10 protein-coding genes are annotated in these 13,666 nt (G+C 48.7%); 5 read left to right on the forward strand and 5 right to left on the reverse strand.

All coding sequences use genetic code 11. The features are described 5' to 3' along the window. Nucleotide 1 precedes the first annotated feature (1 nt). Both kdpA and PHW04_03525 read right to left on the reverse strand, forming a co-directional pair. Nucleotides 2-1,684 carry a potassium-transporting ATPase subunit KdpA gene (gene kdpA, locus PHW04_03520; GenBank protein MDD2714948.1) on the reverse strand — a complete coding sequence of 561 codons (1,683 nt, stop codon included), beginning with the start codon at nt 1,682-1,684 and terminating at the stop codon, nt 2-4. A gap of 320 nt (nt 1,685-2,004) precedes the next feature. Beyond that, nucleotides 2,005-3,171, reverse strand: a complete 1,167-nt coding sequence (locus PHW04_03525) for an ATP-binding protein (GenBank protein MDD2714949.1) — start codon at nt 3,169-3,171, stop codon at nt 2,005-2,007. Between the two features lie 322 nt (nt 3,172-3,493). Between PHW04_03525 and PHW04_03530 the strand changes: the two genes are divergently transcribed. After that, nucleotides 3,494-5,647 (forward strand): glutamine synthetase III, encoded by a 2,154-nt coding sequence (locus PHW04_03530; protein MDD2714950.1) that lies wholly within the window; start codon nt 3,494-3,496, stop codon nt 5,645-5,647. Nucleotides 5,648-5,857: 210 nt separating this feature from the next. Here PHW04_03530 and PHW04_03535 read toward each other — a convergent pair whose 3' ends face one another. From PHW04_03535 to PHW04_03545, 3 genes are read right to left on the reverse strand one after another with little or no spacing between them, the layout of a single operon-like run. Further along, on the reverse strand, nt 5,858-7,630 hold the full coding sequence (locus PHW04_03535; protein MDD2714951.1) for a radical SAM protein: 1,773 nt from the start codon (nt 7,628-7,630) through the stop codon (nt 5,858-5,860). Nucleotides 7,631-7,634: 4 nt separating this feature from the next. Then, nucleotides 7,635-8,711, reverse strand: a complete 1,077-nt coding sequence (locus PHW04_03540) for a GDSL-type esterase/lipase family protein (protein MDD2714952.1) — start codon at nt 8,709-8,711, stop codon at nt 7,635-7,637. Next, nucleotides 8,708-10,012: a CCA tRNA nucleotidyltransferase gene (locus PHW04_03545; protein MDD2714953.1), complete on the reverse strand. Its 1,305-nt coding sequence runs from the start codon at nt 10,010-10,012 to the stop codon at nt 8,708-8,710. Before PHW04_03545 ends, PHW04_03540 begins: the two co-directional genes overlap by 4 nt. A gap of 96 nt (nt 10,013-10,108) precedes the next feature. Here PHW04_03545 and PHW04_03550 point away from each other — a divergent pair, with 96 nt between their 5' ends. From PHW04_03550 to PHW04_03565, 4 genes are read left to right on the forward strand one after another with little or no spacing between them, the layout of a single operon-like run. Further along, on the forward strand, nt 10,109-10,756 hold the full coding sequence (locus tag PHW04_03550; GenBank protein MDD2714954.1) for a hypothetical protein: 648 nt from the start codon (nt 10,109-10,111) through the stop codon (nt 10,754-10,756). A 42-nt stretch (nt 10,757-10,798) separates the two neighbouring features. Continuing rightward, nucleotides 10,799-11,923: a ribose-phosphate diphosphokinase gene (prs, locus tag PHW04_03555; protein MDD2714955.1), complete on the forward strand. Its 1,125-nt coding sequence runs from the start codon at nt 10,799-10,801 to the stop codon at nt 11,921-11,923. Next, complete coding sequence (locus tag PHW04_03560) at nt 11,920-12,762, forward strand: histidinol-phosphatase (protein ID MDD2714956.1); 843 nt, start codon at nt 11,920-11,922, stop codon at nt 12,760-12,762. Before prs ends, PHW04_03560 begins: the two co-directional genes overlap by 4 nt. A gap of 2 nt (nt 12,763-12,764) precedes the next feature. Further along, a complete protein-coding gene (locus PHW04_03565) occupies nt 12,765-13,622 on the forward strand; it encodes a DMT family transporter (protein MDD2714957.1) in 858 nt (285 codons plus the stop codon). The last annotated feature ends 44 nt before the right edge of the window (nt 13,623-13,666 follow it).

Raw genomic sequence — 13,666 nt, forward strand, 5'->3', positions numbered from 1 at the left:
CTCAGAATTTCAAGCCGCCGTTCAAAAACAGTAAATGATCCACGACCGGTCCGAGTACTAGAGAGGGCAGGAATGTCAAAGCGCCGACGATCAGGATCACTCCGATCAGGAGCAGGGCAAAGACCAGATTGTTTACAGGCAGTGTGCCGCTGGAAGCAGGAACAGATTGTTTGACTGCCAGGCATTCGGCGAGTGCCAGGCAGGGCAGCATTACAGCGAAGCGTCCGATCAGCATGGAAATCCCCAAGCTGAGATTGTAAAACTTCGTATTGGCGGTAAGACCGGCAAAGGCACTGCCGTTATTGGCTGCCGCAGAAGTAAAGGCATAGAGGATCTCGCTGAATCCATGAGGTCCTTTTGCTGACAGCGAAGAAAGAGCAGCTGGAAGAACGCAGGCCAGCGCTGTACCCAGCAGGATGACGGCAGACGGCGCAATGATCCCGATGCAGACCAGCTGGATTTCCTTTCGTTCGATTTTTTTGCCCAGGTATTCAGGCGTCCTGCCCACCATCAGGCCGGAAATAAAAATAGCCAGCAGGACAAAAAGCAGCATTCCATACATCCCGCAGCCGAGCCCGCCGAAGATGATCTCCCCCAGCAGCATGTTGAACAGTGCCACACTGCCGGATAGCGGAGAAAGGCTTTCCTGCATGGCGTTTACCGAACCATTCGAAGCCGCTGTGGTGGCGCAGGACCAGAGAATACTGTTGGCTGTGCCGAAGCGGGTTTCCTTGCCTTCCATGGCAATCCTGCCGACTACGCCGCCTGCCTTATATTCCGACCAGAGAGAAACGCTGAGTCCGGTCAGGAAAATTACCATCATGACCGAGTATAGGACCCAGGCGTGTTTTTTCTGATTGACCATGACCCCATAGGTGTAAACAAAACCCGCGGGCAGCATGAGAATCGCCAGCATCTCGATAAAGTTGGAGAGCGGAGTCGGATTTTCGAACGGATGGGCACTGTTGGCATTGAAGAAGCCGCCGCCATTGGTGCCGAGCTGTTTGATGGCAATCTGCGAAGCTGCTGGACCCATCGGAATAATCTGTTTGACGCCTTCGAGAGTTGTGGCTTCTTGATTGGCTGAAAAACTCTGGACAACGCCCTGCTGAACCAGAACCAGAGCCAGTACAAGCGAAAGCGGCAGCAGAATGTAAGTTGTGGCGCGGGTCATGTCCACCCAGAAATTTCCGATGCGGGTGTTGTTTCTGATCACTCCCCTGAATAGTGCCACTGCTGCAGCCATGCCAGTGGCTGCACTCAGAAAGTTCTGCACACAAAACCCGGCCATCTGCACCAGATTTCCCATGGCTGTTTCACCTGCATAGGATTGCCAGTTGGTGTTGGTCACAAAACTAACCGCTGTGTTGAAGGCTAAGGTCCACTCCACATCTGCGGCGTGATTCGGGTTGAGCGGAAGCCGGGACTGGAATAACTGCAGAAGAAAGAGAACTATCAGACCGATTAAATTGAAAATCAGCAGATTCCCGGCATATTCTTTCCAGCCGGTTTCGACTTCAGGTTTCACACCGCAGATTTTGTAAAACAGTCGTTCGGGATATCCCAATAAAGGAATGGAGCTCAGCTTTCCCTCAAATACTCTGGCCATGTAGATTCCTGTCAACGGAGTCAGGGCAATCAGACAAGCGACATAGAGGCTGATCTGCAATAAATCATTATCCATGGTTAAAATTTCTCCGGATAAAGCATTGTATAGATCAGATAGATGCAGAGAAGCAGAGCCGAGATTCCAGCCAGCATGAATTCCATGGCAGCCTCCCTTCTTTTCCTGACTCAACTATAGCGCGAATGCTTAGGCAAATCGAGTAAAAAGGCAGCTCAAACCCGTAAGGAATCCGTAAAATCAGCCCGAATTCGGATTCTTTTCTTTTTCCTTAAGAAAGAGACGTACCATACACCGGGTCTATACAATTGACAGAAATTAAAATCACAAAGTCAAAAACCGTCACCTTACCTCAAGTGCAACACTACAGATAGTCGTTTTCAACAGCTTGTGAAGATATCGGTTAGATCGTGCCAGCCCAGGATGCTGGTATTCCTTAGTTTCAATTTTTCCTCCCCCCCGTAAATTAGAAAGGACCGCCCATTCAGACCGCTGATTTTTTCCCAGTATTTAATCGAATCAAGATGATCAGGTACGATTGTTTTCCCGCTTTTCACTTCTATCGCGATCGGCTTACCACCGATTTCTACGATGCAATCGATCTCACGCCCTGATTTATCCCGGAAAAAGTACAGCCCGTTTCCGATTCCGCGATTCCAGCGATATTTTAAAAGTTCACAAACAACCAAAGACTCGAAAATAGATCCGCGCAGATAATGAGTTTCCAGTTGTGCGCTGTTTTCAATGCCTAGCAGCGCGCATAAGAGGCCGGTATCATAGAAAAACAGCTTGGGCATTTTGATAAGTCTTTTGTTGAAATTGTTGTGGTATGGCCTGGCGAAAAAAATCAAATAGCTCTGTTCCAGAAGCCCAAGCCAGGATTTTGCCGTATTGTGTGAAATTCCGCAGTCAGAAGCCAGAGAAGAAAAATTTACCAGCTGTCCTACTCTTCCTGAGCAAAGCCTGAGAAATTTCTGAAAAAGGTTCAGGTCAAAAACATTCTGAATAGATCTGAGATCGCGTTCCACATATGTCTGTATGTAATTCGGAAACCAGTCTCCAGCCGGTATTTTCCGGTCATGCATCCCGGGATAAAGCCCGGTGTAAAGAAGTTCATCAAGTTTATGAATATCGAATTCGGTTCCTTTTGTTTCTTCCAAGCTGAATGGCAGAAGCTTCAGGATAGCAACCCTTCCGGCCAGGGTTTGCGAGATTGATTCGTGCAGCAGAAAATTCTGCGAACCTGTCAGAATAAACTGGCCTGATTTTCCAGTTTGATCAACAATAGTTTGAATATAAGAAAAAAGTTCTGGAACACGTTGTGCCTCATCCAGGATCATACCTTCTGGGTGTGCCCCGAGAAATCCTTTCGGATCTTCCAGAGCGACCCGTCTGATTCCCGGATCTTCTAAAGAACAGTAATGTTTTCCAGGGAAAGCTGTTCTGGCCAGCGTGGTTTTGCCGGACTGCCTCGGGCCTGTGATTGCGATCACCTGGAATTTTTCAGACAGTTCAAGTGCTTTTCTGTTCATGATTCTTTCAATCATAATCTAAATATATTCAGTTTAGGCCAAATTGTCAATTGTAATGACAATTTGGCCTAAAATAAAGTCTTGAACTGATTTTCTTGTCAAGAAACTGGTGGCAGTTTTCTTTGCAACCGGTTACGCCTTCATTTTTCTTATATCGTACTTTTCATAATTAACAAAATCACACCTGTCAAAATCAGCTCTGAAGAGGAGAATAAGGGCTTAGATTCAGTACTGCACGGAGAAGGAGCTTACTAAGTTTAGTGGTTCATCCTTGAAAAGATTAAAGAAGTTTGAGTATAATGCATCTGTATTTCTTACCTAGTCAGGAGGGCAAAGTATGAATCCACGCGTCAAAATCATCAGGGAAATATCCGAAAAAACAAATCCTTCCAATTATATTGAAAAAGGCGCAGTATCGCGCTACTTCGGAGAAAACACGCTGAACACCAAGGCCTTGAAGGAAAAACTTGCCCAGAGAACTTTTATGAAGCTGCAGAAATGCATCTCTGGAGAGGATGAACTGACCATCGAAGTCGCCACTGAAGTCGCGCATGCCATCAAGGAATGGGCCATCAGCAAGGGAGCCACCCATTACTGCCACTGGTTCCAGCCTTTGACAGGCTCCACGGCTGAGAAGCACGATTCATTCCTGGCTTTTGAGGACGGGAATCTGATCGAGCGTTTTTCCGGCAGGCAGCTGGTAACGCAAGAACCGGATGCTTCCAGCTTCCCAAGCGGCGGGCTGCGCGCCACCTTCGAAGCCCGTGGCTATACGGGCTGGGACCCGACTTCGCCGGCTTTCATCAAGGAAGGCGAGTACGGGAAAACCCTCTGCATTCCATCCGTATTCATTTCATATCACGGAGATTCCCTGGACCAGAAAGCTCCACTGCTTCGTTCCGTGGAACTGATCAGCCAGAAAACAAAGGAATTGCTGGCTCTGTTCGGAAACAAACCACAGAAAGTATTTCCTACGATCGGTGCTGAACAGGAATTTTTTCTGCTGGACCGGGACCTCGCCAACCTCAGGCCAGACCTGGTGCTTACAGGGCGGACCATCTTCGGAGCCAGGCCACCCAAGGGGCAGGAACTGGAAGACCAGTATTTCGGCAGCATGCCTGAGCGGATCATGAATTTCATCAATGACGTGGAACAGGAAGTTTACAAGCTGGGAATTCCGATTGTTACAAGACATAACGAAGTGGCGCCTCATCAGTTTGAACTGGCTCCCATATTCGAAGATGCCAATCTGGCTACTGATCATAATCAACTGCTGATGGAAGTGATGAAAAGGAAAGCCATCAAGCACCGGCTCTTCCTCTGTCTGCATGAAAAACCGTTCGCCAGGCTCAATGGAAGCGGCAAGCATGTCAACTGGGCTCTGGCTGCAGACGGACACAATCTGCTGGAACCAGGAGAAAATCCTGAAGAAAATCTGCAGTTTCTGACTTTTCTGATCGCTATTGTGCGTGGAGTTTACAGGTATTCGGCACTGATCAGAGCTTCCGTCGCATTTGCATCCAATGATCACCGCCTGGGAGGAAATGAAGCTCCGCCGGCTATCATCTCAGTGTTTCTAGGGAAAGGACTGTCATATGTTCTGGACAGCATAGAGCAGGGAAAAGTATCGAAAAAATCAGTCGATGAGAAAATCAACCTCGGCATCCGCTCGATCCCCAAGATTCCCAAAGACAGCACTGACCGCAACCGCACTTCACCGTTCGCTTTCACAGGCAACAAGTTCGAATTCAGGGCTGTCGGTTCCTCGCAGTCGATCTCAATTCCTGTCACTTTCCTGAACACTGCTGTGGCTGAATCCCTGGAATTCATGAAGGACAAGATTTCAGATAAACTCGCCAGGGGATTCGGGCAGATTGAAGCAGTGGTCGCAGTACTCAAAGAAGTGATCCCTGAAGTGCGCCCCGTACTTTTTGAGGGCGACGGTTATTCAGATGAATGGCAGAAAGAAGCAAAAAGGCGCGGGCTCCCCAATCTGAAGAGCACTCCTGAAGCCATGAAAGCTTATCAGAAACCAGAATTTCAGAAGATGTTCATCGGTTACGGAGTTTTTTCGCACTCCGAACTCGATGCCAGGTATCATGTGGAAATCGAGAAATACTGTAAGACAGTGCATATTGAGGGACAGACAGCGATGGACATCGCCAAAACTAAAATACTGCCTGCTGCTCTGCGTTATCAGGGGCAGCTTGCCGGATGCATCATGATCGCCTCCAAATCACAGGTTCAGGAAAAACTCCTTTCTGATCTCGCAGAGAAAATCAACGAACTGATTGCAGTGATGGGCGATCTGGAAAAGCGTCTGGATCGGGGAGTTTCTGAAGAGGATCTGGATAAAAAGGCCGAGATCTACTGCAGGATGGTGATGCCAGGCCTGGATGCCCTGCGCAAGACAGTAGACGAACTGGAAACAGTGATTGACGACGAACTGTGGCCTCTGCCGAAGTATTACGAGATGCTGTTTTACTATTAGCAGCTGTTTCAAAATCCGAGCTTACGCGAGGATTTTGATTACAGCTGCTTATCCCCGAAGCCCTTTTGAGCAAAGCACAAAAAGGCGGAGCGGGATTAAAGGCTGTTGAAAAACGCCAATCTGCCTCGTTGTGTAGAGGCTCTTACAAACTAGTTTGTTAGAGCCTCTCATGCCTTGCATCTGACCATTTTTGAACAGCCTTGATGTAAGCTACCTTAAGATTTCAAGTATCAGCGGCATTTCATATGGTTCGAAGAACCGATTCAGGGGCTTGCAGAAAATGCTCAGGCCGTTTTTGAGTCTGGAGTCTTTGGGGACTTCCAGCCGCAGCGTGTTCAACCCTTCCTTCAGTGCGCCTGGTCTGTAAATTGAAATTCTCAAATATTCCCCTGTAGTGTGAATGGATTTGAAAACCTGTCTGGAAACTTCCACTCCATTAAGAATGACCTTGATTTCAGAACTGTACCGCTCTCCCTTCGGAAAACCCATTGGGTGGGAAGCAAAGCGCCCGTGGAGAAAAAAGCCGCTGATTGAAGCTGCATCCTTGATCTGAAAGTTGTATTCAATGCCTCCATAATCCCGGCATTTAATGATCGAGAGTCCGCTGCTGCAACGCTCTGAACCCTGCCAGTGTGTAGTTACCAGATTGAAATCTGAGCTTGAGTAATCAGCCGGGTTAATCACCAGGGTCTCCGCACCTTTTTCCCTGAGCTGCTCTAAAAATGGTTTCTCCTGGACCCCCGCTATTTTGACGGGTTTTCCGGATACTTCACGAACCAGATTGCGGAATTCTGCCGGATCATCGAAACCTGCCGGCAGGAAAGTGATGTTGTCTGAAAAGAAATCATCCGTATCGGTTGTAAGGATTTTCCCTGTCTTTCTGCAGATTTCAGCAATCCTGTGCCCTGGATGCGGCTGCAGGATCTGAAAGTCATAACCTCCCGAAGGATTCAATCCTGAAACCCATTCAGACACCAATCTGAGTGATTCCCTGGTCTCGCCTGGCGCACCTGCTATCAGAAGCAGTGCTGCCAGTATGCCAAGCTTATCGCACCAGGAAAGTGCTTCTGCCAGTTTTTTTTGATCGAGCGACTTACCGAGGTGCCTGAGGATCAGCGGGTCGATCTGCTCGATGCCGAGAGTGATCTTGCAAAGCCCGATTTTTTTCAGGTGCAAGAGGATGCCGAAACTAAGATTCTCAAGCCTGCAGTTGATCCTGAAGCGTATTCCAAGACCGCTTTTCTGCATCTGATGGATAAAGAAACTTGCGAATTCCCCGTCAGAGAGGAAATTGTCGTCTTCAATTGCGAAGTTGCTAATACCGAGTTCAGAACTCAGGTATTTAAGTTCTTCCACAGCCTGCTCCGGAGTTCTGTATCTGGGATTACGGCCGAACATGGCAGGGCTCGCACAGAATGTACAGGTGCCCACGCATCCTCTTGAGAACATCACAATCGCTGCCCTTTCTGAAAAAGCCTGATCATAAAAAATCCCTTGATCAGGAATCAGTTTCCGGTTTATGATCGGGAACTTCGTAATGTCCGGATGAGGTCCGGCAGGTTTTCCAGAGACTTTCCCTTCTCTGATCCTGTAAATCCCAGGATGATCGGGATTGCCACTGAGAAGCGAGAGGAGCGGTTCTTCTCCCTCTCCTGAGATCACAAAGTCCAGCTCTGGATTTTCGAGAAGAATACCGGGATTGAGCGAAGCATGCACTCCCCCGAAGACAGTCCTTTTTTCCGGGAATCTCTTTTTAACTGCAGAAGCCAGGGCCAGAGCCCTCCTGGCTTGATAGGTCATGCCTGTAAATCCGATGAATTCGAATGATTCCGCTTTGGAAAGGAAGAGGCCTTGATCCCCGTTGTCGTAAAAAATTTCCGCCATCCCTGCCGGCAGGAAGCTTGCCAGTGAACCGAGCGACAGGGAAAGGCGCTCTGGAAATGGAGCCAGGGAAGAGGGAAGCGGGTTGACGAGCAGTATCATCTGATTACTTTTCCTTGTTGAAAACATTTTTCAGGATAAATTCAGCAATGGCTTCAGCTGCGACTTGATGCCCGAACTGGTTGGGATGACTGGAGATGCTGTTTTTATTCAGGTCTTCTTCATTCCTGACCTCTTTTTCAGCATATTGCCTGTAAACGTCCAGCAGGTCCAGCCGCGGAATTTTCCGTTCCGCACAGAAATCGGCTGTCAGCAGGTGTCTGACATAGAAATCATTTTTTTCATATTCCCTGAAGTTATGGAAAAACGGGAAATGCACCAGTATTAATGGAATGCCATTCTCAACGGAAATCCGATAGATCGATTCCAGAGCTGCGTAGTTCTGATCAAAACCTGGTTCATAGAGATTGAAGTTATACCGGATTTCTCTCCTGTTGATCAGCTGCTCCAGGCTGATGAAGAGGAACGGAATCAGCTCCGAAGACTCTAAGACCAGCCGGTTGTATCTGCCAAAGTCGATCAGCAGAGGAATTTTCCTGGGCTGGTAGTAAGAGAATTCGAGACCTCCACTGACCTCGCGGTAATTTTCGGCCAGGGAGGTGTCGTTATTGACATAGGCGAGCAGGATCAGGTCAGGCTGTGATTTGAGCCCGAATTCTGATAACCAGGCTGCTTCCTGCACTGTATTGTATCCACCGACCCCTGAATTCAGCACTTCCACCCTGCGCTGAAGTTTCCGGTTCAGGATGTCCTGCAGGACGAAAGTATAGCCATAGGGTGGATGACAACTGGCGAACGGGTCAGTCACTGAATCCCCCAGCACCAGGATCCTGTATGTGCCCGTTTCCCGGCTGACGGGAATTTTCTTGCCGTAAATACCCAGGGGATTGAAATTCGGACTGTCCGGATTATGCATGATGCCGATATTTCCCGGAACGACTCTGTATTCACTGACTTTCTGGTTGTATTCTTCTGAATCCCTTGGATAGACCACTTTCTGAACGAGCGTCAAAACTGCATGCGGACGGAAAATTCTGAGGGAGATTTCGCCGAAAACAAAGAGATTCAGGATTATCAGCAGGATCATAAGTGTTGAAAATACAAATTTTCTGCCGGTTTTCATAAGAATTTCCCCCCGAATTCCTGCAGGATTATCCTGTGTGCCTCCTCCTTGGTTGTTACAACCCCCCTGATCTGCTCTTCAAGGAGAAAATCTTTGATTCTACGGACATTTGCACCGGCCGGGATCTTCAAAATCTCCATGATCTCCAAACCGTCGAGCAGCGGGGCAGGGAGTGACCCATTGAATGCAGAGCGGAACTCCTGGATCTTCTGATCCAGCCAGTCCAGACTTTCCAGTTCAATGTCAGATCTGCCCAGCATGAGAAGTTCTGAAAGATGACTCCCGTTTTTCCTGATGAATCGAGCCAGAGCCCTGGGTGTGGGGGAGAGGGATAAAAGCTTGAAATGCATGTGATCCCTGATCAGAGTCTCAATCAGATTCGAATCTTTCCTGGAGAATCTCAGGCGGGAGCAGATCCCTGCTGCCAGTTCGGCACCTGCCAGAGGATGTCCGTAGAAATGGAATTCACCCTGTTTTCCACTCCTGGTGCCTGGTTTACCGATATCGTGCAGCAGAGCCGTGAATCTTAAGAGAGCGGAATCGGAAATTCCAGACAGGTTTTCCAGCACATCGAGGGTGTGGCTGTACGCGTCTTTTTTGTGATGGACGCTGCTCTGGTCAAACCCCACCAGTCTCTGTACCTCAGGCAGGACGGCAGCCAGCAGGCCGGTCTCCCTCAGCAGTTCTATGCCTGGCCTCTGCATCCCGGGCGTTGCAGCCATAATCTGTAACAGTTCGTTCCTGATGCGTTCAGGTGAAACTGAACAGATCAGGTTTGCCTGGAGCTTGATGGCATCGAGCAGATCCTGGTCGAGGGTAAAATCAAGGGTGGTGAAAATTCTTACTGCTCTCAGCATCCTGAGCCTGTCTTCTGAGATCCTGGCTGAAGGATCTTCCACAGCTCTGATGATCCGTTTCTTAAGATCAGCGATTCCGCCGAAGAAATCCTGCAATCTGCCTTCAGAGTCCATGACCATGGAATTGATCGTAAAATCGCGCCTGCTGCAATTTTTCCTGAGCGATTCCAGAGAACCACCAGCAGGCAGAGAACTGACTTCGAAATTATCATTACCTGCGACGACTGTGACAGTACCATGTCTCGCGCCGACCGGGACTACTTTTTCAAACAACTGTTGCAGATCCTCTGCTTGCGCGTCGGTGAGAATGTCGAAATCATGGGGAGGCCGCGAAAGCACAAGATCTCTTACGCAGCCCCCGACCAGAAAAGCGGAAAACCCTGACTCTTTCAGCCGGGACATGATTTCCCGCGCTTTTTCCTGCAGTGTCGAGTTATGATGCATAGGCTTATGATACCGGAAAAAGAGGGCGTTTGCGACCTCTTTACATTTGAGGAAATAAGGGTAAAATAGGGTTGACTTTCAATTTTAGGAGGTGACATGAGCAAGTTACTGGCTGTTCTGCTCCTGACATGCTTGGCTGTGAGCTGTTTTGCCGCAGATACCAGGGAAATACTGCTGAAAGGATACAAGTTTTACCAGAATCAGGGGATCAAGAATTATTCCGCGGTGCTGAAGAGCGAACCCGCGAACCCACTTGTGACAAAGACTACAATTCATTGGCAGGATACCGGGAAAGTCTCTTATGAACTGGAATTTACCGCAAACTGCCCTGATGCCCAGAAGCAGATGATGAAGGATGCCATGAAGGAAACCATGATTATCCCGGAGCAGATGACTGACAACCTGCTGAAGGATTTTAATATCACTGAACTCAAGGAAATGCCTAATGCCGTTTCACTGACAATGGAGCCGAAAGACCCCAACAGCCCGCTCAAAAAACAGATCCATGTTTATGATAAAAGCGGAAAAATGATCGGGCAGAGAATAATCTCAGTGAATCCTCAAGTCAGCAGTGATGCAACTGTCAAATTCAACTATCTCAAGTCAGGTAATTTCGAAGTGCTCGAGCGTCAGGAATGCAGGACAAAAGTGAAGATGAAAAATCCTGCACCAGGAGCCACCAGCGAGATCGAGACAGAGAACTCCTCGGTCACGGTTTTTTCGGATTATCAGATCAACCAGTGAAGGTATGCGGAAAAAATTATTAATCTAACCCGGAGGGAAGACATGCTAAATCCAAGTCCCAGTCTTTTCATCAGCCAGGAAACTTACTCCCAGATCAGGGAAAAGAAACTCAAGGGACCGAATGGCTGGCTGTTGTTTTATGCTACAGAATCGGGATTCCGCAGGGCTCAGCGAGTGGTGGACATCTATAACGACCGGCTGAGCCAGTGCTCCGATGCCGGCAAGCAGGTGGAATTGATTCACAAGCGCGAGGACGGGACGCCAGTGATCAAGGGTTACGACGATACAGAGACCAATCCCAGACTTCCAAACCATGTGGCTGGAGCCAATGTTTTCGTTTTTTCCGACCCGCACAGCAGAGTCTCAGGGAAGAGTGTCAATGACGAAATTTACAGAACTCTGCAGCTGGTTTATACCTTAAAAGTGCATGGCGCACACGAGGTAAACCTGGTGATGCCGTACCTGCCGTATTCCAGAGCTGAACGCTCATCATATCTCAAGCGCGAAGCCGCCCAGTCAGAGCTTTTCGCAAAACTTCTTGACACAGCTGGAGTGAACAGGGTGATCACTTATCACCTGCATAGCGATGCGATCAAGGCTTTTTTCCAGCCCAAGCGTGTGGTAGGCCTCTCAGGCATGGATTTTTTCATAGAACTGCTTTCAAGATTCAAAGGGGACCTGCAGAGTGTGGTTATCTCTACTGACGCCGGCGGAGCCAAACAGACATATCTGCTGGCCCAGAATCTCAACCTGGATTACGCTGTTTCAAGTAAATACAGGTCCACCAGCAAGGAAACAACTGAAAATCTCGGCATTATCGGTAATCTGGAAGGGAAGCGGGTGGCATTGATCACTGACGACGAAACAGTAACTTTCGGATCGTTTCTGAATGCGATCAAGAATCTCAAAGCCAGGCACGATGTGCAGGAGATTTATGCTGCGGTTTCCCATTTCAAGCTGATGCCTAAGTATCTGAACAATCTGATCGAGTGCACGAAATTCGGTCTTAAAAAACTCTATGTGACAGACACTATCCCCCAGATTCCAGAACTCCTGAATCAGACTTTTATCGAGCAGAAATCACTGGACGATCTGCTGGTCTTTGTGATCAACCGCCTGCATTATGACCAGTCGGTCAGCGCGCTGATTAAACTTGACGAGAAATGAAAGGTTTCAGCAACTATCATACGCACTGCAATTTCTGCGACGGCTCGGGAAGCATGACCGATGTCGTGGAATCGGCCTTGCGCCTCGGTCTGGCCTCCCTCGGTTTTTCCTCACATGCACCGCTGCCTTTTTCCACGAGCTGGGCGATGAAAATCGAGAAGCTTTCAGAGTATCTTCAAACAATCCAATCTCTGAAAGCGCAGTATCAGGGAAAACTGCAGATTCATCTCGGCTTTGAGGTGGACTATATTCCGGGAATCACCGGCCCAGGCAGGATGAAAGAGCACAAACCTGACTATCTGATCGGATCCCTGCATTATGTTGACAGTAAATCTCTCCTGACGATCGACTACACTGTCGAGGAATTTGAAAAGCTGATCGACCATTTCCCGGGCGGAGTCAGGGAAATGGTTGAGCGTTACTATGAGCTTACCGGTGAAATGGCCGAGAAAGAAGCTCCGGACATTATCGGACACATGGATCTGGTCAGGATGAATAATACAGGCAATCGATTTTTTTCTGAGCGAGATACCTGGTATCGGAACGCTGTGGACTCAGCTCTGCACAAGATTGCAACTGCAGGTTCGATCGTTGAAGTGAATACTGCACCCATGAAGCGCGGCAAAGGATTCTATCCGAGCCCCTGGATTCTGGAGCGCTGCCTGGCACTCAAAATCCCGCTGACTATGAACTCAGACTCGCATAAACCTGAGCATCTCGACTGCGGTTTTTCAGAAGCAGCCCGCCTGATCAGGGAAACCGGCCATCAGGAGCTGATGGTGCGCACCGAGTCCGGCTGGAGTTCAAGAAAGTTCGATCAGCAGGGAATTATCTGGTAAGCATGTTCGGAGCTTATCTTGCTCTGCTCGGACGGATTCTGCTGCTGGGCTGGGAGCGGATTGTAGTCAAGAGTCTGGGTGAAAAGGCAGATTCGCGGGTGGTGGCCTTTCATTTTTTCGGGATCGCCACTCTGCTGATGCTGCCGTTCGTTTTTTTTACAGCCAGGCCGTCTGATTATTATTTTCTGATCAGGGTCTGCATTTCCAGCCTGGTCTATTCCGCCTCTTTTTCTCTTTACGTGAAATCCCTGTCTATGGCCGATGCCTCCCTGGTCAGCCCGCTCTATAATTTCAATGTGTTTTTCCTGCTGATCCTGACCACAGTTTTCCTCGGGGAATCTCTGACGATCTATAAAATTGCCGGAATGTCGCTGCTGGTTTACGGGGCTTCCTTTCTCAGCAGGCAGAGAAATTTATTATTGTCACTGGGTGCATTATTTAAAAACAGAGCCTGCCTGATGATGATCGTCTCCTCCTGCCTGATCGCAGTCGGCAGGACCATTGACGGCGACACTGTGAAAAGCGTCAGCCCTCTGATTTATGCGACCTGCCTGTATGCAGGGATCAGCCTGGTGCTGTTCCTGGTAGTGGTGATTTCCGGCAGACGCTCTGAAATCATCTCCCTGGTGCGTGAAAATCCCTGGACAGTGCTCGCTGCCGGAGCCATCAATTCATATTCATACCTGTTCCTGCTGATCTCCTTCACCAGGATCGATGTCAGCGTGGCTGAACCTTCCTCGATGCTGTCCATGGTAGTGACGGTTTTTCTCGCCAGGCTGATTTTCAGGGAAGAGATCAGGGAACGTCTGATCGGTGTGATCATCATGATTATCGGGGCCTGGGTGCTGTTTTATAAATAGCAAGGTAAATGATTTGCATTTATAGGCTTGCTCACTGTTAGTGG

Source organism: Candidatus Wallbacteria bacterium (assembly GCA_028687545.1).
GTDB lineage: Bacteria > Muiribacteriota > JAQTZZ01 > JAQTZZ01 > JAQTZZ01 > JAQTZZ01.